The sequence below is a fragment of the Mesorhizobium sp. M0938 genome (genome assembly GCF_040319125.1).
GTDB classification, from domain to species: Bacteria; Pseudomonadota; Alphaproteobacteria; order Rhizobiales; family Rhizobiaceae; genus Mesorhizobium; species Mesorhizobium robiniae.
In genome coordinates, this window is record NZ_JAMYNS010000014.1 from 30,714 (window position 1) to 54,499 (window position 23,786).

Annotated in this window: 23 protein-coding genes; 13 read left to right on the forward strand and 10 right to left on the reverse strand. The window is 62.4% G+C overall.

Annotation, left to right across the window (positions count from 1 at the left end; all coding sequences use genetic code 11):
* Positions 1-40: 40 nt before the first annotated feature.
* The gene (lepA, locus tag NKH73_RS22850; protein ID WP_352936498.1) at positions 41-1,846 is read right to left on the reverse strand and encodes a translation elongation factor 4; all 1,806 of its coding nucleotides are present in this window, start codon (positions 1,844-1,846) and stop codon (positions 41-43) included.
* A 204-nt stretch (positions 1,847-2,050) separates the two neighbouring features.
* Here lepA and NKH73_RS22855 point away from each other — a divergent pair, with 204 nt between their 5' ends.
* From NKH73_RS22855 to msrA, 4 genes are all read left to right on the forward strand, one after another.
* Positions 2,051-3,100: a TadE/TadG family type IV pilus assembly protein gene (locus NKH73_RS22855; RefSeq protein ID WP_352936500.1), complete on the forward strand. Its 1,050-nt coding sequence runs from the start codon at positions 2,051-2,053 to the stop codon at positions 3,098-3,100.
* A 264-nt stretch (positions 3,101-3,364) separates the two neighbouring features.
* On the forward strand, positions 3,365-4,171 hold the full coding sequence (locus tag NKH73_RS22860; RefSeq protein WP_502893931.1) for a DUF1223 domain-containing protein: 807 nt from the start codon (positions 3,365-3,367) through the stop codon (positions 4,169-4,171).
* Positions 4,168-4,458 carry a pentapeptide MXKDX repeat protein gene (locus tag NKH73_RS22865; protein ID WP_352936502.1) on the forward strand — a complete coding sequence of 97 codons (291 nt, stop codon included), beginning with the start codon at positions 4,168-4,170 and terminating at the stop codon, positions 4,456-4,458. Before NKH73_RS22860 ends, NKH73_RS22865 begins: the two co-directional genes overlap by 4 nt.
* Positions 4,459-4,639: 181 nt before the next feature.
* Positions 4,640-5,380 (forward strand): peptide-methionine (S)-S-oxide reductase MsrA, encoded by a 741-nt coding sequence (gene msrA / locus NKH73_RS22870; protein ID WP_352936504.1) that lies wholly within the window; start codon positions 4,640-4,642, stop codon positions 5,378-5,380.
* A 21-nt stretch (positions 5,381-5,401) separates the two neighbouring features.
* Here msrA and NKH73_RS22875 read toward each other — a convergent pair whose 3' ends face one another.
* The 4 genes from NKH73_RS22875 to NKH73_RS22890 all read right to left on the reverse strand — a co-directional run bounded on the left by NKH73_RS22875 (position 5,402) and on the right by NKH73_RS22890 (position 9,705).
* The gene (locus NKH73_RS22875; protein ID WP_352936506.1) at positions 5,402-6,394 is read right to left on the reverse strand and encodes an alpha/beta hydrolase; all 993 of its coding nucleotides are present in this window, start codon (positions 6,392-6,394) and stop codon (positions 5,402-5,404) included.
* A 26-nt stretch (positions 6,395-6,420) separates the two neighbouring features.
* Complete coding sequence (locus NKH73_RS22880) at positions 6,421-7,101, reverse strand: isochorismatase family protein (protein WP_352936508.1); 681 nt, start codon at positions 7,099-7,101, stop codon at positions 6,421-6,423.
* Between the two features lie 17 nt (positions 7,102-7,118).
* Positions 7,119-8,423 carry a M24 family metallopeptidase gene (locus NKH73_RS22885; RefSeq protein ID WP_352936510.1) on the reverse strand — a complete coding sequence of 435 codons (1,305 nt, stop codon included), beginning with the start codon at positions 8,421-8,423 and terminating at the stop codon, positions 7,119-7,121.
* Positions 8,424-8,727: 304 nt separating this feature from the next.
* The gene (locus NKH73_RS22890; RefSeq protein ID WP_352936512.1) at positions 8,728-9,705 is read right to left on the reverse strand and encodes a GlxA family transcriptional regulator; all 978 of its coding nucleotides are present in this window, start codon (positions 9,703-9,705) and stop codon (positions 8,728-8,730) included.
* A 199-nt stretch (positions 9,706-9,904) separates the two neighbouring features.
* Here NKH73_RS22890 and NKH73_RS22895 point away from each other — a divergent pair, with 199 nt between their 5' ends.
* Together NKH73_RS22895 and NKH73_RS22900 are read left to right on the forward strand one after the other, a co-directional pair.
* Positions 9,905-10,441: a hypothetical protein gene (locus NKH73_RS22895; RefSeq protein ID WP_352936514.1), complete on the forward strand. Its 537-nt coding sequence runs from the start codon at positions 9,905-9,907 to the stop codon at positions 10,439-10,441.
* A 90-nt stretch (positions 10,442-10,531) separates the two neighbouring features.
* Positions 10,532-11,557 carry a hypothetical protein gene (locus NKH73_RS22900; protein WP_352936516.1) on the forward strand — a complete coding sequence of 342 codons (1,026 nt, stop codon included), beginning with the start codon at positions 10,532-10,534 and terminating at the stop codon, positions 11,555-11,557.
* Between the two features lie 551 nt (positions 11,558-12,108).
* Here the strand turns inward: NKH73_RS22900 and NKH73_RS22905 are convergent.
* From NKH73_RS22905 to NKH73_RS22920, 4 genes are all read right to left on the reverse strand, one after another.
* Positions 12,109-13,290, reverse strand: coding sequence for a cystathionine gamma-synthase (locus tag NKH73_RS22905; protein ID WP_352936518.1), 1,182 nt, complete (start codon positions 13,288-13,290; stop codon positions 12,109-12,111).
* The gene (locus NKH73_RS22910) at positions 13,287-14,711 is read right to left on the reverse strand and encodes a pyridoxal-phosphate dependent enzyme (protein WP_352936520.1); all 1,425 of its coding nucleotides are present in this window, start codon (positions 14,709-14,711) and stop codon (positions 13,287-13,289) included. The genes NKH73_RS22905 and NKH73_RS22910 overlap by 4 nt, the downstream gene beginning before the upstream one ends.
* A gap of 348 nt (positions 14,712-15,059) precedes the next feature.
* Positions 15,060-16,409: an FAD/NAD(P)-binding protein gene (locus tag NKH73_RS22915; RefSeq protein WP_352936522.1), complete on the reverse strand. Its 1,350-nt coding sequence runs from the start codon at positions 16,407-16,409 to the stop codon at positions 15,060-15,062.
* Positions 16,410-16,455: 46 nt separating this feature from the next.
* A complete protein-coding gene (locus NKH73_RS22920; protein WP_352936524.1) occupies positions 16,456-16,908 on the reverse strand; it encodes an RrF2 family transcriptional regulator in 453 nt (150 codons plus the stop codon).
* Between the two features lie 633 nt (positions 16,909-17,541).
* Here NKH73_RS22920 and tauA point away from each other — a divergent pair.
* From tauA to NKH73_RS22940, 4 genes are all read left to right on the forward strand, one after another.
* Positions 17,542-18,555 (forward strand): taurine ABC transporter substrate-binding protein, encoded by a 1,014-nt coding sequence (gene tauA, locus NKH73_RS22925; protein ID WP_352936526.1) that lies wholly within the window; start codon positions 17,542-17,544, stop codon positions 18,553-18,555.
* A gap of 113 nt (positions 18,556-18,668) precedes the next feature.
* Positions 18,669-19,436, forward strand: coding sequence for a taurine ABC transporter ATP-binding protein (locus NKH73_RS22930; protein WP_352936528.1), 768 nt, complete (start codon positions 18,669-18,671; stop codon positions 19,434-19,436).
* Positions 19,433-20,305 (forward strand): ABC transporter permease subunit, encoded by an 873-nt coding sequence (locus NKH73_RS22935; RefSeq protein ID WP_352936530.1) that lies wholly within the window; start codon positions 19,433-19,435, stop codon positions 20,303-20,305. The genes NKH73_RS22930 and NKH73_RS22935 overlap by 4 nt, the downstream gene beginning before the upstream one ends.
* 17 nt (positions 20,306-20,322) lie before the next feature.
* Complete coding sequence (locus NKH73_RS22940) at positions 20,323-20,511, forward strand: hypothetical protein (protein ID WP_352936532.1); 189 nt, start codon at positions 20,323-20,325, stop codon at positions 20,509-20,511.
* Between the two features lie 82 nt (positions 20,512-20,593).
* On the opposite strand, the gene NKH73_RS22945 is transcribed toward NKH73_RS22940, so the two are convergent.
* Positions 20,594-20,782 (reverse strand): hypothetical protein, encoded by a 189-nt coding sequence (locus NKH73_RS22945; RefSeq protein WP_352936534.1) that lies wholly within the window; start codon positions 20,780-20,782, stop codon positions 20,594-20,596.
* Positions 20,783-21,087: 305 nt separating this feature from the next.
* On the opposite strand from NKH73_RS22945, the gene NKH73_RS22950 reads away from it, so the two are divergent.
* The 3 genes from NKH73_RS22950 to NKH73_RS22960 all read left to right on the forward strand — a co-directional run bounded on the left by NKH73_RS22950 (position 21,088) and on the right by NKH73_RS22960 (position 23,783).
* Positions 21,088-21,447: a septal ring lytic transglycosylase RlpA family protein gene (locus NKH73_RS22950; RefSeq protein WP_352936536.1), complete on the forward strand. Its 360-nt coding sequence runs from the start codon at positions 21,088-21,090 to the stop codon at positions 21,445-21,447.
* A 269-nt stretch (positions 21,448-21,716) separates the two neighbouring features.
* The gene (locus NKH73_RS22955) at positions 21,717-22,994 is read left to right on the forward strand and encodes a polyhydroxyalkanoate depolymerase (protein ID WP_352936538.1); all 1,278 of its coding nucleotides are present in this window, start codon (positions 21,717-21,719) and stop codon (positions 22,992-22,994) included.
* A gap of 171 nt (positions 22,995-23,165) precedes the next feature.
* Positions 23,166-23,783 carry a transglutaminase-like cysteine peptidase gene (locus NKH73_RS22960; RefSeq protein WP_352936539.1) on the forward strand — a complete coding sequence of 206 codons (618 nt, stop codon included), beginning with the start codon at positions 23,166-23,168 and terminating at the stop codon, positions 23,781-23,783.
* Positions 23,784-23,786 lie beyond the last annotated feature (3 nt).

Genomic DNA, 23,786 nt, shown 5'->3' on the forward strand with positions numbered 1-23,786 from the left:
AGTTTTCTACAAGTTTTTCAACCCTGGAATGAAGAAACTTTTAATCCCCCATCTTCAGCGCCTGAATAAAAGCCTCCTGCGGGATATCCACCTTGCCAAACTGCCGCATCCGCTTCTTACCCTCTTTCTGCTTGTCGAGCAGCTTGCGCTTGCGCGAGACGTCGCCGCCGTAGCATTTGGCGGTGACGTCCTTGCGCAGCGCCGAGATCGTTTCGCGGGCGATGACCTTGCCGCCGATGGCGGCCTGGATCGGGATCTTGAACAGATGGTTCGGGATCAGCTCCTTCAGCTTCTCGCACATCAGCCGGCCGCGCTTTTCCGCCGCCGTGCGGTGGACCAGCATCGACAGCGCGTCGACCGGCTCCTCGTTGACCAGGATCGACATTTTGACCAGGTCGCCTTCCTTGTAGTCGGTCAAATGATAGTCGAAGGAGGCGTAGCCTTTGGAGATCGACTTCAGCCGGTCGTAGAAGTCGAAGACGACCTCGTTGAGCGGCAGATCGTAGGTGAGCATGGCGCGCTTGCCGACATAGGACAGATCGGCCTGGATGCCGCGCCGGTCCTGGCAGAGTTTCAGGATGCCGCCGAGATACTCGTCCGGCGTCAGGATCGTGGCGCGGATCCAAGGCTCCTCGATGGCCCGGATCTTGACCACGTCGGGCATGTCGGCCGGGTTGTGCAATTCCTTTGTCGTGCCGTCGTTCAACAGCAGGCGGTAGACGACCGAGGGCGCGGTGGCGATGAGGTCGAGATTGAACTCGCGCTCCAGCCGCTCCTGGATGATCTCGAGATGCAGCAAGCCAAGGAAGCCGCAGCGATAGCCGAAGCCCAGCGCAGCACTGGTTTCCATTTCGAACGAGAAAGAAGCGTCGTTGAGGCGCAGTTTGCCGACCGCAGCGCGCAGATCCTCGAAATCGGCGGCGTCGACCGGGAACAGGCCGCAGAACACCACCGGCTGCGCCGGCTTGAAGCCGGGCAGGGCCTGCGCCGTCTGGCGCTTGTCCTCAGTGATGGTGTCGCCGACGCGGGTGTCGGCGACTTCCTTGATCGAGCCGGTAAAGAAACCGAATTCGCCGGGGCCGAGCTCGTCGACATTGATGCGGGCAGGGGTGAAGACGCCGGTGCGCTCGACCAGATACTTGGCGCCGGTGCCCATCATGCGGATGGTCTGGCCCTTCTTCAGCACGCCGTCGATGATGCGGACCAACACGATGACGCCGAGATAGGCGTCGTACCAGCTGTCGACCAGCATCGCCTTGAGGGGCGCTGCGATGTCGCCCTCGCGCGGCGGCGGCAGGTCGTTGACGATGGCTTCGAGCACGTCGGGAATGCCGAGCCCGGTTTTGGCCGAGATCAGCACGGCATTGGAGGCGTCGATGCCGATCACCTCCTCGACCTGCTCGCGGATGCGCTCGGGCTCGGCCGCCGGCAGGTCGACCTTGTTCAGCACCACGACGATCTCGTGGTTGTTGTCGATGGCCTGGTAGACATTGGCCAGCGTCTGCGCCTCGACACCTTGAGAGGCGTCGACGACCAGCAGCGAACCCTCGCAGGCGGCCAGCGACCGCGACACTTCATAGGCGAAGTCGACATGGCCGGGCGTGTCGATGAGGTTGAGGATATAATCCTCGCCATTCAAGGCGTGGTATTTCAACCTGACGGTCTGCGCCTTGATGGTGATGCCGCGCTCGCGCTCGATATCCATCGAGTCCAGCACCTGCTCCTTCATGTCGCGCAGCTCCAGCCCGCCGGTCAGCTGGATCAGCCGGTCGGCAAGCGTGGATTTGCCATGGTCGATATGGGCGACGATGGAGAAATTGCGGATGTTCTTGATCGGCGTGGTCATGCCGCGCGCTTTAGCAGGGGCAGCTTGCCCGGGCAAGCGGCGGGGCGTGCGGCCAGTCGCTGCGCATGAACGCCAGCATTTGTCGGAAGCGCTTGTCCTGCCGGCCGGGACGCAAAGTCGTTAAACTTTGATCCATCCCATTAGAGCATAGTTCTCGCCCTGCGTGATAGGGAACACCCCGTCACCGTTTGGGGGAACCAGGACATGTTGCAAGCCGGACGTCATTTTCTCAGTTCCGAGAGCGGCTCCTTAGTGCCGATCCTCGCCATCGCACTTATCCCGATGATTGCCACACTAGGCTTTTCGCTCGACTACAACTCGGCCGCCACGACAAGGGCATCGATGCAGAATGCGCTCGATGCCGCGACCCTGTCGATCACGACGCTGCCGACCAGCACGTCACTGGCGGACCGTCAGGTGAAACTGCAGGAGTCGTTTGCGGCCAATAGCGGGCAAGGCACCGCCAAGCTCGACGGCTTCGCCGTCGCCACCGACGGCACCGCCACCATCAAGGCTTCGGCCCGCTTTGCCATGCCGACGAACTTCATGCAGATCGCCCGCATCGACACGGTGCAGATCGGCGTGACGTCGGCGGTGCGCAAGAGGCCGGCACTGGTGCAGACCACGTTCAAGGTCGACCTGGCTTCGGGCCATTGGGGCAAGACCATGACGCTCTACGGCACCAAATTCGGCGAGACGGCGGTCAAACCGCTGATGAAGATCACCTATGCGTACAACGGCTTTGGCGATCCGAAAGGCTACGGCACGTCGACAGTGTACACGGTCAATGGAGCGACGAGCACGAAGGTCCAGGAACAAAAATGCACAACCAAGACGGTGAAGAATTTCAACAACCTGCCTACCGGGGCGATCACACAGGTTAGCGGCAACAAGAAATACCTGACCACCTGCACCAACACCATGTACCCCGCGAACGGCGCCGGCGCGGTGATCGACGTCAGCCTGATGGATGCGCTGTATCTGCAGATGGATGTGCCATCGGCCCATCTAACCAAGCTCAGGTCGAATGACGCGAACACATCGAACAGGTTGTATATCGATGGCGTTGAAGTCGCGAATGGCGAAGAGGTGGACATCTTCACTGCGGTGCCATGCGGCCAACCCAGCCAGCAGGCCTGGGAGGACGGCGGCAATCCCGTACCGGCACCGGTGTCCAACGCGGATTTCTTCTACACCGTGACCGGCAAGTGCGATTTCAATCAGCGGCCGTCGGAAACATTGCTTACGCAATAGCGCTGGTCAGGGCGCGTCCGGAGAGGACGCGCGTTCGCATAGCATCTCGTTTCAACGCCGTCCGGCCGCCGCCGGGCGGCGTTGTTGTTAGCGCGCAAATTCGAAGACGTGCGGAGGTGGGCGCAGCTTGCCTTCTCCCCCGTGTGGAAAAAGGAGAAACGAGCCTTCCGATCACGAAGCGGTGATGGCTGTAACGAAGCACCGTGTGGCGGCGAAGTGCGGACATGACCGGCGCTTCACGCCCGTCGCAGCGGAGGACCGCCGATGACTGGATCAAAAGCCAAACGCAGGAGCGCGATGCGCGCAGGCGCGGCGACGATGCTTTTTGCAACGGGGCTTTCGGTAACAGGGGCGGCCGTCGGCCAGCCGCTTACCGTGGTCGAGCTGTTCACCAGCCAGGGCTGCTCGTCCTGCCCGCCGGCCAACGCCAATCTGATCAAGGTCAAGGACCGGCCTGATGTGCTGGCGCTCTCCTTCAACGTCACCTACTGGGACTATCTCGGCTGGAAGGACATTTTCGGCAGGGAAGAATTCACCCAGCGCCAGGTCCGCTACGAGCCGTCGCTAGGCCGTTCGGGTCCGTTCACGCCGCAGGTGGTGGTCAATGGCAACGCCGATGCGGTCGGCGCCCGGCCCGGCGAAATCGAGCAGCTGATTTCGAGCAGCGGCCCCGCGAAAGGACCGTCGCTGTCGCTCGACGGCGGCAAGATCGCCATCGGCGCGGGCTCGGTGCCGGGCGGCAAGGCCGATATCTGGCTGATGCGCTACCGGCAAGGCGTCATCGAAGTGCCGGTAGCGCGCGGCGAGAACACCGGACGCACGCTGCCGCATGCTAATGTCGTGCATTCCCTCTCCAGGCTTGGCGCATGGACCGGCAACGCCATCGCGCTGCCGCTGCCGGCGGCCGCGAGCGGGCTCAGCACCGCGGTGCTGGTGCAGTCGCCAGGTGGCGGACCGATCCTGGCCGCTGCCACCGATCGAAATTCAGAGATTTGCGCAACGTCGCATGAGCGGCGCCGCATCTACCGGCCGCATCAGCGCGCCACCAACCCCCAGAGGAGACCACCATGACCAACTTCACCCGCCTGACGCTGCCGGCGCTTGCCTTCGCGCTTTGCTCGACGGCGCTTCTCGCCGGCGGCATCGCCCGCGCCGAGGATGCGATGAAACCCGCCGACCCGATGGCTACGGACGCCATGAAGCCCGCCGATGCCATGACCACCGACGCGATGAAGCCGGCCGATCCGATGGCCGCCGAAAAGATGAAGGACTGCATGGACAAGGCAGCCATGGAGACCGACGCGATGAAAAAGGACGAGGCAACGAAGGCCTGCGACGCCATGGGCATGGCCAAGTAAATCTGTCGCCCTCGGCAATCCCTGTCCAGTCCGGGCGGCCCGGCGCGGGCAACCCTGCGCCGGCGCAGCACTCACGGTCCATATGCACGGCCCAATACGCACGGCCCAATATGCACGGCAATGTGAGACGCCGGCGGACCCGAATGTTCTATAGTCACAACACCATCATGGGAGATCAGACATGACCGGTATCCGAAAACCAGTTGCGAGGCGGTCGACGCGCTTCGTCATGAGTGCGCTTGCGGCGCTGATGTTCGCGGTGGCGGGCGCCGCCTTGTGGCAGACGCCGGCAATCTCGGCCGAGGCCGCGGTGGTGATCCCGCCGCCGGCGATGGACGAGAAGCCCGCCGCCGGCACCGAAAAAGCGGTCTTCGCCGGCGGCTGCTTCTGGGGCGTGCAGGGCGTGTTCCAGCACGTCAAAGGCGTGACCAGCGCCGTCTCCGGCTATGCCGGCGGGACCGAGGACACCGCCGTCTACGAGACGGTCGGCACCGGCCGGACCGGCCATGCCGAAGCCGTCGAGATCACCTATGAGCCATCAGAGGTGACCTACGGCCAGTTGCTGCAGGTGTATTTCTCTGTCGCGCATAACCCGACGCAGCTGAACTATCAGGGGCCGGACCGCGGCCCCCAATACCGTTCGACGATCTTTGCCGAAAGCGACGCCCAGAAGAAGATCGCCGAGAGCTACATCGCCCAGCTCGACAAGGCCAAGGTGTTTCCAGAGCCGATCGTGACCACGCTGGAGAGCGGAAAACCGTTCTATCCGGCCGAAGACTATCACCAGGACTTTTTGACGCTGAACCCGACCTATCCCTACATCGTCTACAACGACCTGCCCAAGGTCGAGAATTTGAAGAAGCTTTTTCCGGATCTCTATAGCGAGAAGCCGGTGCTGGTGATGGCCGCCAACAAGAGCTGAGTGCGAGGCGGAACGGCCTCACTACAACCACTCGCCCTTGCCGAGTGTGGCGATGGCGGCGACGATGCGCGAAAAGGCTTCGCCGGCCCGTGGCACGGTCTTGCGGGCGCGCAGGAAACTGTGCACGAGGCGCGGTTCCTCGTGCCACCAGGCGCGGCCGCCGGCGGCGAGGATGCGGTCGCGATAGGCTTCGCCGTCCGACGACAGCGGATCGCATTGCGCTGTGACGACGACCGTCGGCGGCAGGCCGGAGAAGTCGGTGTCGCACAGCGGTGAGAAGGTCGGGTCGTCCGGTGACTGTGCCTTGCCGGAGCGGACCTGGCGATAGAATTCGATGTCGCTGAGCGTCAGCAGCGGCGCTTCGGCGTGCCCGACATAGGAGCCGGCGCTCTCTTTGCCACCTAGCTCCGGACCGCCCAGCTCGGGATAGATCAGCACCTGGCCGATTGCAGGGCGAGGGCGGCGGCGCGCCGCATGCGCGACTGCGGCGGCAAGATTGCCGCCGGCGCTTTCGCCGCACAGCACGATCGGCAGGCCAGCTGTGTCAGCCGCCCATCCGAACACCGCCAGCGCGTCGTCGAAGGCGGCCGGATGCAGATGTTCGGGCGCCAGCCGGTAGTCGGCTGACAGCACGGCAAAGCCGGTGCCGGCGCAGATCTCGGCGCAGATGTCGTCATGGCTGTCGAGCCCGCCAAGCACGAAGCCGCCGCCGTGATAATAGACGACCATCGCTTGCGGCACCTTTCCCGCGAGCCGGTAGCGCCGGATCGGGATCGCATGGCTGCCGGCGGCAACCGTACCGTCGTTGGCTTCGACACCCGCGGGAATGCCTGCGTGGAACGCCCGGCACATCGCGTCATAGACCGCCCGCTGCTTGTCGAGCGGCAGGTCCATGCCGGGCGGATACCATGCATTGACCCGGTCGATATAGGTCCACAGCGCCGGGTCGAGCAGCGTCGCATATTTTCCGCGCTTTGCTGTTTCGGGCTTTGCGGCATCGCTGACCATCGCCATCCGGTCCCACCAATCCGCTGGAAGCGTCAGAGCTCTTCGTAGAGCTGGGCCGCGTTTTCATAGGTGAAGCGCAAAGGCACCGAGCCCACGACCTGCCATGCATCGACCGTCTCGCCTGCCATCAATCGGCAAGCGCCTTCGGTCGTCGTCACAGCGCCGCCATAGAGCCGGTTGGCAAGGTTGAGGACGGCGGTCTGGTGCATCGCCGTGCTGCCGCTGCCGCAGGCATCTTTGACCAAGAGCACGCGAAAGCCGAGCGCTACCGCATCCCTGACGGTGGCGTCGATGCAGGCCTCGGTCCACACGCCGGCAACGATCAGCCACTCGATGCCTTCGGCCTTGAGCCGGCCGGCTGCAGAGCCCGCACCGAAGGCGCTGGCCTCAGTCTTGACCAGCATCATCTCGCCGGCGACGGGGGCCACTTCCGGACAGATCGCCGTCAGCGGATCGTCCTTGTCGGAGAAAGCCGACCTGCCATTGGCATCGACCGGATGGAACCGCCGCGCCTCCCTGGTAAGGTCGACGATATAGGCCGAATGGTAGAGCAGCACATCGTTGGCCCGCGCCGCTGCCTGCAGGCGCTGAACGTTAGCGAGAATGCCGCCAAAACCCTCGACCAGATAGCGCTTGTCCTGCCGATGCTCCTCCTGGAGGTCGACGAAGACCGCGGCCGCCATGCCGGGCTCGATCGAGATCGGGCTTTTCATTCAAACCTGCCCTTCATTCAAACCTGTTTCTCCAGAAAATCGTCCTCATAGGGAAAGCGCGACAGAAGCTCGGTGCCGGTCTCGGTGACCAGGATCTCGTCCTCGAGCTTGACACCCTCGCGTCCGCCTTTCTCGCCGATATAGCTCTCGACGCTGACCACCATGCCGGGCACGACAAAACCGTCGCGGCCATAGGTCTCGTAGTCCATGGCGTGCGCGATGAACGGCGTCTCGCCATGCATGCCGACGCCGTGCATGACAGAGGTATAGCGCTGGTCGACGAAGCGATCCGGGATTTTCCAGGCCTTTTCGGCGATCTCGCGGAACGCCATGCCCGGCTTGACGATCGAGATGTTGTGCTGAACCTGGTCGTGGGCCATGCGGTAGAGCGATTTCTGATAGTCCGTCGGCTTGCCCGGCCCGCAGCGGAAGGTGCGCGAGAAGTCCGAATAGTAGCCGTAGCAGCCGATCGTATCGGTATCCAGTGCCAAAAGTTCGCCCGGCCTGATCTTGCGGCCGCTCGCTTCGTTGAACCACGGGTTGGTGCGTTGGCCGGAGGTCAAGAGCCGGGTTTCGATGAACTCGCCGCCCTGGCGGATCACCTCGTGATACATGATGGCGAACAGATCGTTTTCGGAAACGCCGGGCTTGATCGCCTCGCGCACCGCATAGACGGCAGCCTCGGCGCCGGCCATCGACACCTGCAGGCATTTTACTTCTTCCGGCGTCTTGACCGCGCGCACCGCCAGGATCTCGCCCTGGCAATCCCGGACCTCGCAGCCGCGCTTTTCCAGCGCCAGCGCCTGCAGATGGCCGCAGCGGTCGAGGCCGAGCTTCATCGAACCGCCGCCATGGGCCTTCAGCAGTTCGGCGATCTCGTCGGCGAACGGACCGGCGGTTTCGTCGTCGCGGCCCGACACCGAAGACCACACCAGCTTGGACGGGCGCGCCTCGTCGATCGTGTCGAGCACCATGGAGACATGATAGCTCTGCGGGTACTCGAACAGTACGATCGGCCCTTCGGTCGGGATGAAGAAGTAGCGCGTCGAGTTGCGCAGGAAATAGCCGAACATGTTGCGCGAGCCGGTGGCATAGCGCTGGTTGTAGGGGTCGAACAGCACCACGCCGCCATAGCCGGCCTCGCGCATCCAGGCGCGCAGCTTGGCCAGCCGGCCCTTGCGCAGCGCGTCCGCGTCGATAAAGGACGGCTCGGTGTCGGACAGCCACATGCCGCCGGCAGGGTCGGCCGCCGCGGGGTGGCGCATGCGGTCCTTGAAGTCCACGTCTTCGGTGCTGTCGGGGTCGAAAACGACGATGCTCATGGGGTGCCTCCTGGAAACGGGGAAGATGAGCCATGGGTTGCGCAGAGGCTGTGCGGAATCCCGCAGGTGTTGTGCCGGATGCCGCTTAAGTCGTTCCGTAGCGCTCTACGGCGCCCCCCTCTGTCCTGCCGGACATCTCCCCCACAAGGAGGGAGATTGGCGGCTTCGGCGTTCCGCTCATTCCTGCAACGTTGGCGATTGGCGAAATCAGCGGTGACAGCCGATCTCCCCCCAAGTGGGGGAGATGGCCGGCAGGCCAGAGGGGGGCGCTGTCCCGCCAGCATTGCGCCGTGTGCGCGCGGCCCTAATGCCGCCGCATCACCTTCGGCGCATGCCCGTGCTCTTCCCGAAACGCCCGCGCGAAGCTCGACATCGAGGCGAAGCCGCAGGCCAGCGCCACGTCGCGCACCATCAGCGTCGAATGCGCCAGGAGATCGGCGGCGCGCTTCAGCCGCAGGCGGCGGTAGTAGCCGTTGGGCGAGATGCTGAGCTCGGAGCGGAAATTCCGTTCGAGCTTGTCGGAGGACACGCCGAGCTTTTCCGCCAGCTCCGCCATGCCGAGCCGCTCCTCCACCGCATCCTCCATGATGGCGATGGCCGACAGCACCAGTTCGTTCTGGACGCCGGTGCGTAAGCGCAGCGGCATCAGCTTGCGGTCGACGCTGGAGCGCAGCGGGCTGTGCACGAACCATTCGGCGACGCCTGCCGCAAGCTCGGCACCATAGTCTCGGGTGATGATCTCCAGCATCATGTCGAGGCTGCCGACGCCGCCCGCCGAGGTGAAGCGCTTGCGGTCGATGACGTAGAGATCGCGCCTCAGCTCGATGTCCGGAAACGCCTCGGTAAACGCGGCCTGGCTGGTCCAGTGCAAGGTGCAGGCATGGCCGTCGAGCAGGCCCGCGCGGGCGAGGAAGAACGCCGCATCGGCCACCGCGCCGATATGGGCGCCGCCGCGCAGGCTTTTGCGGATCCAGCTCACCGCGTCGTCGGCGACGAGATGATCGGCATTGCCGCCCGAGCAGACGACGATGCGGTCGACCTTCGGCGCGGCATGGGCGGAAAAGCCGGGCTGGATGACGACGCCGTTCGAGGCCTCGACCGTCCCTTTAGCGGCGCCGACGATGATCCAGCGGTAGCACTCTCGCTTGGCCAACACATTGGCAGCGCGCAGCGGCTCGATGACCGAACTGAACGCCATCATCGGAAAGCCGGGGAAGACGAGGATGGCGAAGGTGAGCGGGGTATCGGTGGGTTTCAGTGGGTCGCGCGTGGGGGTGGTCATGGGTGTGCTCGCCGGCAACTGGATGGAGCGTACAATTCTGCCGAATACAGTCGGGGTCAACTGGAACCGCCAGCCTTCCATCAATCAGGTGATCGTTCACGCCAAAAGCGTAGGCGGCGAGACTGTTGGAGGTGGAGGTGGAGCTTGAGCATTTGTGCACAATGTAGTTTGTTCCCCCCGAGGGGAGCGGGGGAAGCAGATGGAAATTGCGAAACTTGTTATCTCGGCGCTTACGCCGATCGTCGTTGCTATTCTAGGTTGGAGAATTAGCCGGACACTCAAGGAAATCGAACAAAGACAATGGGCTAGCAGAAAGCTAGTGGAGAAAAGGATAGAAATCTATGACAGGATTTCACCTCAAATAAATAGGTTATTTTGCTATTATCGCTGGATTGGGGATTGGAAAAAATTCTCTCCCCATGAGATAATTGATACAAAAAGGAACTTGGATCACCTAGTATATATTTACCGCTACCTTCTTGATGACAAATTTTTTGAATCGTATTCCAGTTTCATGGACGCTTTGTTTCTGACCTACAACGGCGCTGGTGAGGATGCGCGTTTACGCACTCATATTCGGAACGAGGAGGGGGATCGCGCCAAGTCGACATTTTATCAATGGGCTGCGGCATGGGAGGACTGTTTCGACGATAGCCAAGTTTTGCCACTGAACGAGATTTCAAGGCGCTATGAGGCCGTAATGCAGGCTCAAAAGGCCGGTATATTTTCGCAGTAGGATGAGCGGGGAATAAGGCGCACGCTTCTAATTGCGATTTCGTAGCATCGGCAACTTTTCAGGCACCAGGCACGCACGACATTCGAGACTATGAGCAAACCTCCAATAGACAAAGTCTTGAAACGCCCAATCGACCGGAAGCGTGAGTCAGCCTTTTCGATGACCATTGGTCACGACGGCGACGGAAAACTCACTGATATGGTCGTGACCACGGATTCGATGTTTCTTATCAAGGAACATTCCGTACATTCGATCAGATTGGCGGATCAACTTGATCCCGATCGCACGAACATTGACCTCCCCAACACCCAGCAATTGTTTGCTGATGCCGGTTCCGAGTCCGATATCGTAGCCCGGACGCTACTTTCGGCTGGTCGGCTTTTTTCAAAAACCCATTTTCCGGACCCCAAGACAAGAGACTTCGGCATTTCGACCTCCGCCGACATCATGACCCAGCTCTTAGCGGCACAGAAAATCCTGTCCCAGCTCGAAACTGATGAGGCGAGGCAAATCGCAGAAGTGAACTCCTCCAAGGATTCCACACGATTGCCCGCGGTGACGGAGGTCGAAACTCGAGCGAACACTTTCATTCAAAAAGCGGAGCACGCCCTCCAAGCGATTTATCGCCTCGCAGAGGTTTTTTACGGTCCACAAATGAAAGCTGCGGGAAAATGGCCGGATAGTTTGACTTCAGTCCTAACTAAGGAATTTGGCGAGAATGACGTCACAACGGTTTTTGCTAGGGAGTTGGCGAAGTTTGCGCATCAAGTTCGCAACACCCGCCATTGTGTCGAACACCGCAAATATGATCAGCGGGTCATAGCAAAGGATTTTTGCCTCAGTTTAAATGGGACGGTTACGCGGCCGTCGATCACGGTGGTGCACCCCAAGACTCCGATAGATGAGACCGATCTGACCGCGTTTATGTCAGCATGGGTCGGCAGCTTGACGGGTGTCACGGAAACGATGCTCCTGCATCTTGCAGGAAAAAACCACGCTCCGTTTGGAAATATTCCGATCGGAGTTGGCATAATTCCGGAAAATCAGAGAGCCATCCAAAAGGTTCGCGTCGGGTATCTAATAAATGTTGGAGGCCAATGGAACCGCCTAGGCTAATCCTGAGAAGGAAAACAATGCGAACCCGGGCTCGCGTCTTGGCGCCTCTAGGGAGCGAGTAGTCGATGCCACGGTTGCGCGATCGGATCTCCAATTTCCAGATGCATGTCTATTTGTTGGAAAGGTTGGATATAAACAGCCCGCAATCGACAATTCGGTTGAGCCGTGTAAGCCGCGTGTTAGATCAAGGAGACGTTCGCTTCCAGCGAGGTTTATACCGGATATATCCAGCAAAGTCTTTGTGGGCCTACCTGTCCAATTTGAAATCTGAGGGCAAGGATTGGTTTCTGGAAGATGGCTCGCCGCACAGTGCCGAATTTAACAGGGACCCTGAAACGGTAGTGCCTGAACCATTTTTTAAATTGTGGGAGAGGAGAGGCACCTACTAGAAACAAGCCCTCGCCGCCCATTCGGCACGGCGGATTTAAGGGGAGCGGCTCCTGTAGTCCAACGCCCCCAACGTTTTTTCTCTTCCGATCACTTAGCAGATATCGTCTTGGCCCCAGCCAGAACTTCGAGACGATACCAGCCGCCTCGGCATGGATCCCCCCTCAACTCGCCAGCGCCTGATCCAGATCCGCGATCAGATCGTCGCCATCCTCGATCCCGGCCGACAACCGAACCAGCGAATCGGAAATCCCGATCTCGGCGCGCTTTTGCGCCGGGATTGAGCCATGCGTCATCAGCGCCGGGTGCTCGATCAGGCTTTCGACGCCGCCGAGGCTTTCGGCCAGCGTGAACAGCTGCGTGTGTTCGAGGAAGCGTTTGGTGCCGGCGAGATCGCGGTCGAGCTCGACCGTTATCATGCCGCCGAAGGCGTGCATCTGCCGCCTGGCGATGGCGTGCTGCGGGTGGCTGGGCAGGCCGGGATAGATGACGCGGCGGATGTCGGGGCGGCTTTCCAGCCAATGCGCGATCTTCTGGCCGTTCGACGAATGGCGCTCCATCCTGAGCGCCAAGGTCTTGAGGCCGCGCAGCGCCAGAAAACTGTCGAACGGCCCTGATATGGCGCCGATGGCGTTCTGCAGAAACTTTAGCCGGTCGGCCAGGTCCTTGTTGTCGCCGACCACGGCGACGCCGCCGACCATGTCGGAATGGCCGTTGAGGTATTTGGTCGTCGAATGGACCGATATGTCGATGCCGAGTTCCAGCGGCCGCTGCAGAAAGGGGCTGCAGAAGGTGTTGTCGGCAACCGAGAGCACGCCTTTGCGCCTTGCCAGTGCCGCGACCGCCTCGAGATCGACGACACGCAGCAACGGGTTGGTCGGGGTCTCGACCCAGAGCATCTTGGTTTCCGGGCGGATCGCCGCCTCGACCGCGGCAAGATCGGTGAAGTCGACGAAGTCGACCTGCAGGTTGGCCGAGCGCTTGCGCACCCGCTCGAGCAGCCGGAAGGTGCCGCCATAGATGTCGTCGGTCGCGACGACATGCGCGCCGGAATCGAGCAGTTCGAAAATGGTGGCGATTGCCGCCAGTCCCGAAGCGAAGGCGAAGGCGGCTGTGCCGCTTTCTAGGTCGGCCACCGCGCGCTCGAAGGCGAAGCGGGTGGGGTTCTGGCTGCGGGCATATTCAAAGCCCTTGTGCACGCCCGGGCTCTGCTGGCCATAGGTCGAGGTCGCATAGATCGGCACCATCACCGCGCCGGTCGTCGGGTCGTGGCTCTGGCCGCCATGGATCGTGCGCGTCGAGAAGGCCAGACGGTTCCTGCCCGATACGGTTGCTTTGATGGTCATCGGGCGCGCCTCAGATGGTTGATCAGGTCGATGCGGGTTATCAGGCCGACGAACTCGTCGCCGTCGAAGACGATGGCGACTTCGTTGCGGTCGAACACCGGCAGCAGCGCGTCCAGCGTCTGGCTGGCCTGCAGCGTGTGCAGGGTGGAGGTCATCGCGGTGCGGACCGGGGCCTTGAAACGGTCCCAGCGGCTGTCATAGGGGCCTTCGACCTGGGCGAGGATATCGCTTTCGTCGATGATGCCGACCAGTTTGCCATCGTCGAGCACCGGCAGTTGCGAAACGTCAGAGCGGCGCATGCGGCCATAGGCGTTGAGCAGGCTTTCGTCGGGGCCGACATAGACGGTGTCGCCGGTACGGTGCGAGCGCATCACCAGGTCGCGCAGGTCGCCATGCTGCTCCTGCTCGGCAAGGCCCTGCTCGGCCAACCAGAAATCGTCGAACACTTTCGACAGATATTTGTTGCCGCTGTCGCAGACGAAGGTGATGACCCGTTTCGGCACGGTCTGCTCGCGGCAATAGCGAAGCGCCGTCGAAAGCAGCGTTCCCGAGGACGAGCCGGCGAGGATGCCTTCTTTTGACAACAGGTCGCGCACCGCCAGCATGCTCTGCTTGTCGGTGATGGAATAGGCCTTCTTGACCAGCGACAGATCGGCATTGGGCGGGACGAAATCCTCGCCGATGCCCTCCACGGTCCAGCTTCCGGCCTCTTCCATCTTGCCGGTCTTGATCAGCGGCGCCAGCACCGAGCCGACAGGATCGGCGAGAATCATCTCGGTCTTCGGCGAGACTTGAGCGAAATAGCGGCCAAGCCCGGTCAGCGTGCCGCCCGAGCCGACGCCGACGACCACTGCGTCAACATCGCCATCGAGCTGTTGAAAGATTTCCGGGCCGGTCGTGGTTTCGTGGGCCAGCGGATTGGCCGGGTTGGCGAACTGGTTGGCATAGAAGGCGCCAGGCAGCTCGGCGGCGATCTTCTCCGCCATGTCCTGATAGTATTCCGCATGGCCCTTGCCGACATCGGAACGGGTCATCCGCACTTCGGCGCCGAGCGCGCGCAAATGCTGGATTTTCTCGCGCGACATCTTGTCGGGCACGACGAGGATGATGCGGTAGCCCTTGGGGATGCCGACCTGGGCAAGGCCGAGACCGGTGTTGCCGGCGGTGGCCTCGACGATGGTACCGCCGCGCTTCAGTCTGCCCTGTTTTTCGGCGGCGGCGATCATCGACAGCGCAATGCGGTCCTTGATCGAGCCGCCGGGATTCTGGCTTTCGAGTTTGATGAACAGCCGGCATTTGCCGATGTCGAATTTGGTCAGCTCGACGACAGGCGTCTGCCCGATCAGGTCAAGAACCGATGCATAGGGCGGACGCAGGCGGGACAGTTCATCGTCCCGTGCCACGATCTTGTGCTTGCTCATATCAGATGCTCCATGGTCAAGCGACCGCCTTGGGCAGGCTGTCAGCCTATCCTCTTTTCCAGCCGTTTGCAGTCTGAAAGAAGATAGATCGTGCCAATCCATTGGCCAGACGAGGAATGGGATTCCACGGCTGGACATGTGGGCCGATAGCAAAGGCTGCGGGACAGCGCCCCCCTCTGGCCTGCCGGCCATCTCCCCCACGAGGGGGGAGATTGGACGTCGCAATGGGTTTCGCCAATCTCAAACGTTGAAAGAATGGCGCGGTCAGCGAAGCTGCCGATCTCCCTCCTTGTGGGGGAGATGTCCGGCAGGACAGAGGGGGGCGCCGTAGAGAGCCGACCCACAGCCCTAACCCAGCAACCGCTTGCTCAGCCGCGCACATTGGACGCGAATATCCGGAATGGCGTCGATCTCGAAGAAGGTGCCGCGGGTCAGTGGTCCGACGGCGAGGATCTTGGCCGAGACGGTGCCGTCGCTGGCAATGACCTCGCAATTGGCTGATACGTCGAGGCCAAGGCGCAGCGGATCCGGCCGGGCCAGCCCGCGCTCGACCAGCGACCGCACCACACTGTTCGAGGTGGTCGAGATATCCCTGGCGATGCCGCTGCAATCGTAGATGCGGGCGACATCGATCGTTTCGAGACGCTGCGTGTGGCGCGACTGGACCTGCACGGTGAACCCATCGCCGGCGGCAATGTCGACGACGCGCCCGGCGACAAGCCGGATGCGGCCCGATTGGACCGCCTCGGTAACGCGGGCGTAGACTTCCGGTGCCATGCGATGGCGGTGGATATCCCACCATGCCTTGGTGTGCTCGACGAAGCGGCGCTTGGCGGAAGACGGCCAGTTCTGCCAGATCTTCTGGTTGAAGGGCCTCAGACCATCGACGACGTCGCGCCAGTCGATGCCGGCTTTCTGGTTTTCCCGGATCAGGTCGCGGAACCAGCCGACGAAATAGGAAAGCTGGGTGCCGAGCGGAATGTCGGCAACGTCAAGCTTGATCGGATTGCCCTTGCGGTGCGGCGAAGGCAGCAGGCCGCGCCTGGACAACGCGACGATATCGCCGCGATGGCCGCGCTGTTGGAGCGACAGGAAGGCATCGACCATGCTCAAGCCGGTGCCCAGCACCAGGACTCGGGCTTCGGGGTCGAGCGTGGTGTCGGCTTCCGATCCCATCCTGATCGCGTGGCCTTGGCCAGCGCCCGGCTCCTCGTCATGTCCAGTCGCCAGCACGGCAAGGTGGGCGACGACGCTGGTGCCGTTGGCCAGCGTCACCTCGACCCCGGAGGCGGTCGGTGAAATCGACAGGCTCTCCTCGCGGATCAGGCGAAGACGACCCGTCTCGCGGGCCTCGAGCTCGTCCAGCAGTTCCTTCAGGTAGCGGGCATAGACGCTGCGCGGCGCATAGACCGGCGCCTGCTCTGGGGTTGCCAGGCCGCGTTCGAGCAGCCAGCGCCAGAAATGCCTGATATCGTCGGCATAGGCGCTCATGCCGGCCGCGCTGACATTCAGCACATGCGCCGACAGCAGCGTGGAGTAGGCGATGCCTTGACCGAAATGCGGGCGCTTTTCGATCAGGGTTATGCGGAGATCGGGATTGGACGATTTCAACAGATGTGCGGCAAGGATGACGCCGCTGGCGCCGCCACCGACAATGATGATTGAACTTGGGGCGATCGAATTTGCGCGACTGGTCATGCGCGCACCAATTGCGTCAGGCGCCATTGGTTCCGGCGTCGTTGGTTCAGGCCTGGATTTTCAACGCAGCCGAAAGGTCTTCGTCGCTGGCGAAATCGCGCATCTCGGCGAGGCTGCGCTGGTCCAGGACCTCGGCGATCGCCTGCCGGACCTCCAGCATCAGGTGTCGGACTTGGCATGTCGCCTCGTTGCAGTCTTCACAGCGCTGATACTGGGTGCGGCTGGCGCAAGGAATGGGGGCGAGTGGTCCGTCGAGCACGCGCACGACATGGCCGATCTTGATTTCATCCGCCGGCCGCGCCAGGCGATAGCCGCCCTCCTTGCCCTTGCGGCTCTGGACGAAACCGGCATTGCGCAATTCGCCGAGGATGGCGTCGAGAAACTTCTTCGGGATGTTGTTTCCGGTGGCGATGTCGCCAACGAAGGCGAGCTGTCCAACCGGCAGCTGCGCAAGATGTACGAGCGCCTTAAGGCCGTACTTGCCCTTTTTCGTGAGCATAGACCGAATGTTTCTCTGTCATGCGATGGCGCAAGACCATCGGTTGCGAAACGCCTGGCGTGCGTCCCCGCCGCGTCCAAGCTTGCATGACACATAATTTCTAGTGACATGATATACAAGCCAGTTGCTGTTGATTTTGCTTGGTTTTCAAGCCGTGGCAGCGATTTTGGGCCAAGCTTGTGACGCCGAGGACACAGAAACACCGCTCGCACGCATCGGAGCATCTGGCCCGACGCCGCGAGCGATCGCAAGGGTACGGGGGGTATCGTCGCTCATCTCGTCAACTCCCTATGTCCATAAGAATACTATAGTTACCCGCGGAGACAGGGAATCAGGTTCCAATTCGTCGGCTGTTTGAGGCATGGATTTTTAAGCCGGTGGGCTGATGGGGAATTCCAGTGCGTGCCGATTGTGCTCGGTCGCAAACCGGTCAGCGTTGAAGCCTGATCTGCAAGGTTTTTGGCGCCACCTGCTGCACGGCCCGCCGCAGCCGCTCGATCCGCTCGCCAGCCACTAGCCGACAGCTTTTTTCCACCAAACCTGCCGCTGTTGGAAGGATTTAACTCTACAAGAACGATAGAATTAGATGACTATGCGGGGCTATCCGGTTTTCTCTTTTGAAGGAGCCCTTTCATGTCCATCATTTCACGGCGCATCGTTCTCCTGTCCTCGGCAGCCCTGGCAGGCGCCGCCTTCCTCGGCCCGGCCGAGGCGCAAGACCTCAAGATCACCATCGGCTACCAGACGGTGGTCGAACCTTCGAAAGTGCCGCAGGCAGACGGCGTCTATGAGAGCACGACCAAGGCGGCCATCGACTGGCGGAAGTTCGATTCCGGCGCCGACGTGATCGCCGCCGTCGCTTCCGGTTCGGTCGATATCGGCTATGTCGGATCGAGCCCGCTGGCGGCGGCCGCCAGCCGCGAGCTTCCCATCCAGACCATTTTCATCGTCGGCCTGATCGGTGAGTCCGAGGCGCTTGTCGCCCGCAACGGCGCCGGCATCGAAAAGGTCGCCGACCTCGCCGGCAAGAAAGTGGCCGTGCCCTTCGTCTCGACGACGCATTACAGCCTGCTTGCCGCGCTGAAGCATGAAGGCGTCGATCCGAAGTCGGTCGAAATCCTCAATCTCAGGCCGCCGGAGATCGCAGCGGCCTGGGCGCGGGGCGACATAGACGCGGCCTATGTCTGGGATCCGGCGCTCGGCCAGATCAAGACGTCCGGCAAGGTTGTGGTGGACTCCTCGCAGGTCGCCGCCTGGGGCGCCCCGACGTTCGACGCCTGGATCGTGCGCACCGATTTTGCCGAGAAGAACCCGGAAGCGGTGCGCGACTTCGTCAAGGTGACTGGTGCGGCCTATGCCGAGTTCCTGGCCAAGCCGGACGCCTGGTCGGTGTCGTCGCCACAAGCGGCAAAGATCGCCAAGCTCACCGGCGCCAAGCTGGACGACGTGCCGCTGCTGCTCAAGGGCTATGTCTTCCCTACGCTCGGAGAGCAGGCCTCGGAGAAATTCCTCGGCGGTGGCACGGTCAAGGCGGTCGAGGCGACATCCGCCTTCCTCAAGGAGCAGGGCAAGGTCGACGCCGTGCTGCCGGATTACTCGAAATACGTATCGTCGAAATATGTCAGCGAGGCGCTTGCCTCGAACTGACGCCAAACGCGCGCGGTTCTCCTTCCCTGACGCCGCGTGCTGTCTGCCCCGAACCGCTGACGAGGAGCGGCTTCGGGGCAGGCGGATTCTCTTCAAAGGTTCTGCGAGGCCATATGACGCATCTCGTGCTCGACAAAGTCTCTGTCCACTATGACGGCCAGCCGGCCGTCGAGCGCGTGTCGCTCGACGCCGCCAAGCACGACTTCGTCGTTCTGGTCGGCCGCTCCGGCTGCGGCAAGACCTCACTGCTCAATGTTGCCGCCGGTCTGGTCGAGCCGGTGCGCGGCATCGCCACGATTGACGGCAGGCCGATCACCGCGCCCGGCTCGGACCGGGCCGTCGTGTTCCAGAGCGATGCGCTGTTTCCGTGGCTGACCGCGCGGGAAAATGTCGCCTTTGCTCTCAGGCTGCGCGGTGTGCGGCCGGACGAGCGGTCGCGGCGCGCCGACGAGCTGCTCAGGCTGGTGAAGCTCGAGGGCGTCGGCGACAAGCATATCTGGGAGCTTTCCGGCGGCATGCGCCAGCGCGTCGGGCTGGCCCGCGCTCTCGCCGCCGAACCGCAATTCCTGCTGCTCGACGAGCCGCTAGGCGCGCTCGACGCGCTGACGCGCGAGCGCATGCAGACGACGCTGCTCGATCTGTGGACCGCAAGCCATGTCGGCGTGCTGATGGTCACGCATGGCATCGAGGAAGCGCTGGTGCTCGCCACCCACATCGTGGTGCTGGCGCCCGGGCCGGGCCGGGTGGTGCGGACTTTCGAAACCGGCTTCAGCCGGCGCTATGCGGCCGGCGAGCCAATCCGCGCCATCAAGGCCGATCCGGCCTTCGCGGCATCCCGCGGCGAGCTGACCGACGCGATCTTCGAGGGAGAGGCGGCATGACCGTCTCCTCCTACACGGAACGGCCAATTGCCAACACCGGCGCCAAGGCCGACAAGACCGACGCCTTGTCGGTGCCGTGGTCGCAGCCGCAGCCAAAAAGGGGCCGGGTTTCGGCACGCGTGGTCAGCACTGTCACCATTCTGGCCGTGCTGGCGGCGTGGGCGCTGTCGGCTCGCCTGCAACTGGTGTCGCCGGTCTTTCTACCGTCGCCTGCTGCCGTCTGGACCAAGTTCATTGCCGTCGCCGGCGACGGTTTTGTGGACGCGACGCTCGTCCAGCATATCGTCGCCAGCCTGGGCCGCGTGTTCGCGGCACTGGTCGCGGCCGTCATCGTCGGCGTCCCCGTCGGGTTGGCAATCGGCACCAGCGTGATAGGCCGCGGCATCTTCGATCCGCTGCTGGAATTCCTGCGGCCGATCCCGCCGCTCGCCTATCTGCCGCTGGTCATCATCTGGTTCGGCATCGGCGAGCCGTCGAAGATCCTGGTGATCGCCATCGCCATGCTGGCACCGGTCGCGCTGTCGACTGCTTCGGGCGTTCGCGGCGTCTCGCAGGAACGCGTCAACGCGGCCCGTTCGCTTGGCGCGACGCGGGCGCAGGTCATACGGCATGTGATCCTGCCCAGCGCCCTGCCCTCGATCCTGACCGGCCTGCGCATCGCGCTTGGCGCCGGCTGGTCAACGCTGGTCGCCGCCGAACTGGTGGCGGCGACGCGCGGGCTTGGCTTCATGATCCAGTCGGCCGCCCAGTTCCTCGTCACCGACGTGGTGGTGATGGGCATCCTGGTGATCGCGGCCATCGCCTTCGTGCTCGAATTCATCATCCGCAGGCTCGAGCGCGCGCTTGTTCCATGGGCAGGACGGGAGTGAACAAAGGAGAGACAGTGATGGACCATTCCACCGCAACGCTATTTGCCTTTCTAGGCAGCCGGCTTCGCCTGATCCAGGCCAGGGAAAAACAGCCGGCCGAGGACGAGCCCAGATCGCCAGTCCCCGTCCAATTGGACGCCGAGCGCAGCCGCCTGCCGCCGCGAGACGAAGGCTTCTACTGGGCCTGGCAGTATTGGTCACAGTGAACGGCGCCTACGCGGCCTCTGCGCCATCTGATCTGACCCCTGCACCCGGTCCAGGCCCGAGGGCATGCTTTGGGGCGCCGGCTCAACCGCCCGAACGGTTCGCCCACACCAATCCCACCAGCCCGACCAGCGCGGTGACGATGCCGATATAGAGCCATTGCGACTGGCCGGTCATGAAGCTGCCGCCGACGAGGCCGATGCCTTGCAGCGACCAGAGCGCGCCGATGGCGATCACAATTAGCGCCAGCAGATTCTTGACCAATCTCGTCACCGGAACTTCCTTTCCAAGTCGATCGTCGATTGCGCCATGACCGCGATGCAAGAGCGAAAAGGAAGCGATCCTATCGCGCTCACCTGATCTTGCACCTTGTCGCCTGATCTTGCCGAGGACATCTCGAACATCAGCGCGAACATCATCAAAGTTCCGCACTAGTCTGATGGAAAACCTCTGACAGATTGTTTCGCACCGACTCCAAACGTGTAACGTTGCCATGGAACCGACAGATCCCTGCCGCATTTGTCGCCTCATTCCGCCCTAACGGCTTTGGGTCTGTCAATGGAGCCCATTCCCCACAAATGAAGAAATCCAACCAGACCGCGCTTGTCGCGGCGACGATCGCGGCTGGCCTGATGGTCGGCGCATCCGCCTCCCCTGCCGCCGCTCAATGCGGCCGCGCCTCCTGGTACGCGCTGCATTCGAAGACCGCTTCCGGCGAGCGGATGAACCCGTCGGCACTGACCGCCGCGCACCGCACCTTGCCTTTCGGTACAAAGCTGAAGGTCACCAACCGCAACAACGGCCGCAGCGTCGTCGTGCGCATCAACGACCGCGGCCCGTTCATCAAGGGCCGCGTGATCGACCTGTCGAAGGGCGCCGCCAGGCGGCTCGGCTTCATCAGCTCGGGCCATACGTCCGTGTGCACGGCCCGCGTGTGACATTCCACGTCTGAGATATGCCGTCCGGTCTCGCGGACGGACGGCCGCGCTGCCCCTTTTCGCCCCATGCTCTCCCCGCGCCTTCGCAGTCGCACAATAAGCCGGCTCTCGCCGTTCCAAGCCAATTTTCAACGCCTTGGACGAAAGGACGAGTATAAATCACGTCACTTGACGTATTGCATTGCAGCAATTTGTTGTTAACGTCGCCGCGAGACATCTAAGGCTCGGCGCTGCCCGTCGTCCCTTCGGTCGCAGCAGCGGGGTTCTCGATGTTCTACCAGCTCTATGAATTGAACCACGCCGCCCTGCAGCCGGCCCGCCTTTATGCAGATGCGGTGCGGATGTTCTATACCAATCCGCTCAATCCGTTTGCTCACACATCCTGGGGCCGCTCGGTCGCGGCAACGGCCGAATTGTTCGAGCGCACGACGCGCCGCTACAGCAAGCCGCAATTCGGCCTGACCAAGACCGTGGTCGACTGGAAAAGCGTCGACGTCACCGAAAAGACAGTGTGGTCGCGGCCGTTCTGCAATCTGCTCCGTTTCGAGCGGGCGGTTCCCGCCGGCCGCCGGCCCGATCCGAAGCTGCTGATCGTGGCGCCGATGTCGGGCCACTATGCGACGCTGCTGCGCGGCACGGTCGAGGCGATGCTGCCCCATGCCGACGTGCACATCACCGACTGGGTCGACGCCCGCATGGTGCCGCTCAGCGACGGCAGCTTCGACCTCGACGACTATATCGACTACATCATCGACATGCTGCATGCGCTGGGCCCCGACACCCATGTCATGGCGGTGTGCCAGCCCTCGGTGCCGGTGCTGGCAGCGGTGGCGCTGATGGAAACGCGCGGCGACCCGTTCGTTCCCTCGACGATGACGCTGATGGGCGGGCCGATCGATACCCGCCGCAATCCGACCGCGGTCAATCTTCTGGCCGAGGAAAAGGGCATCGACTGGTTCCGCGACAACGTCATCATGCAGGCGCCATGGCCGGTGCCGGGCTTCGGCCGTGAGGTCTATCCCGGCTTCCTGCAGCTTTCGGGCTTCATGAGCATGAATCTCGACCGCCACATCATCGCCCACAAGGACTTCTTCATGCATCTGGTGAAGCATGATGGCGACAATGCCGAGAAGCACCGCGACTTCTACGACGAATATATGGCGGTGATGGATCTGACGGCGGAGTTCTACCTGCAGACGGTCGATACCGTGTTCGTCCGCCACGCTCTGCCCAAGGGTGAAATGACGCATCGCGGCGTGGCCGTCGATCCGTCAGCGATCCGCAATGTCGCCCTGTTCACGGTCGAGGGCGAGAACGACGACATTTCCGGCCTCGGCCAGACCCAGGCCGCGCACGACCTCTGCGTCAACATCCCTGCCGACAGGCACGCCCACTACATGCAGCCGGCGGTCGGCCATTACGGCGTCTTCAACGGCTCGCGTTTCCGTTCCGAAATCGTGCCACGCATCGTCGACTTCATCACCAGCTATGGCCGCCAGACCCGCGTTGCAGTGAAGCCGAAGCTGGTCCGCACCGCCAAAAAGTAAGAATGTATCTTATGAGGCCCGGATGGTAGCAGCCGCTCAAATCGACCTGTTGCACAATAGCCGCGCTTTCGGCCGTGCCGGTAACCATGTCGCAAATCTGGCCGTTCGTATAATTGACGGGACTGTGAATCGCCCTTAACGTTTCGTTAACAACAAGGGACGAGGGGGACAATGATTTCCTCACCAATGGCGAGAAAGGTGCGCGTGTGCGCACTCGCAGGGCTGGTACTTGCGGCAGGCTGGTCGACGGCGGCTTCGGCGGCCGGACCAATGGCAACCGGCGGCCCGACATCGCAGCCGATCGGCCATTACGATTTCTGCAAGACCAATCCGGCCGAATGCTCGATCCGCCCGGGCGATCTCTCTCCCGCCACCATGACCGGCTCGCTCTGGCGCAAGATGCTCAGCGTAAACGCCAAGGTCAACGCCTCGGTCAAGCCGATAAGCGACTTCGACATCTACGGCAAGGACGAGGTCTGGGCCTATCCGGTCAAGGGTGTTGGCGATTGTGAGGACTATGTCCTGGAAAAGCGTCGCGAATTGAACCGCCTGGGCGTGTCTTACGCCGATCTTCTGGTGACCGTGGTGCGCAAGCCCGACGGCGAGGGCCATGCGGTGCTGACGGTACGCACGAGCAAGGGCGACTACATCCTCGACAATCTGGACGAAAAGGTCCGCTCATGGGACCGGACCGGCTACCGCTTCCTCAAGCGGCAGGCGATCGACAATACCGGCCGCTGGGTCTCGATCCGTGATGGCCAGCAGGTTCTGGTCGGCGCGGTTCAGTAGCAG